This window comes from Aquabacterium sp. A08 (assembly GCF_011742065.1).
Genome location: NZ_JAAQQT010000310.1, coordinates 1 through 602, shown reverse-complemented (window position 1 = coordinate 602; position 602 = coordinate 1). Strand labels below are relative to the sequence as shown.

1 pseudogene is annotated in these 602 nt (G+C 68.8%); it reads right to left on the bottom strand.

The window, feature by feature from the left end:
- Window positions 1-602: pseudogene (locus HA630_RS01750) on the bottom strand (type II secretion system F family protein); the annotation flags it as partial.

Genomic DNA, 602 nt, shown 5'->3' with positions numbered 1-602 from the left:
CCGTACAGGCGGGTCAGCCGCCGCAGCGAGTCGGCGCGGCTGCGGCCGGCGGCGTACTGGCGGTTGGCGATGTCGAGCTCGCGGGCCAGCACCGGCAGGATGTCCTGGAAGTCGCTTGCGGTGACGCGCAGGCTCATGTCCAGGCTCATGCCAGTGCCTTGCAGCAGGCGCAACAGGTCCACCAGCAGCGGAATTTCCTTGTGCAACTGGGCGTGGCGAGTCTTGGCCCGGGCGCGCAACACCCACTTAGGCAGCAGCAGGCCCGTAGCAAAGCCCAGGAAGCCTGCCATGAGTTCGCGGATCGGGGCCGAATGTTCCAAGCTCAGGGCAAGCAGGGTCAGCAGCGCCGCGCCCCCCACCCGCGTGCCTACGTAATACGCCCGGTGGCGTTCGTCGTCCCAGCCCGCCTGTTCCAGCAGGGTCAGGTCCTCTTCAGCCAATAGGGCTTTGCCAAAGGACGAGCGCAGCAGGTCTTGCAGCACCCGTTCCAGGCGCGACCGGGCGGGCGTGAACTCGGGCGGGGCCGCCGGGGTGGCGGCCGAGGTTTTCCATTCCAGGGCCCGGTCGATCTGGAGTTCGGTGGACTGGGCCTGGCGCCGCTG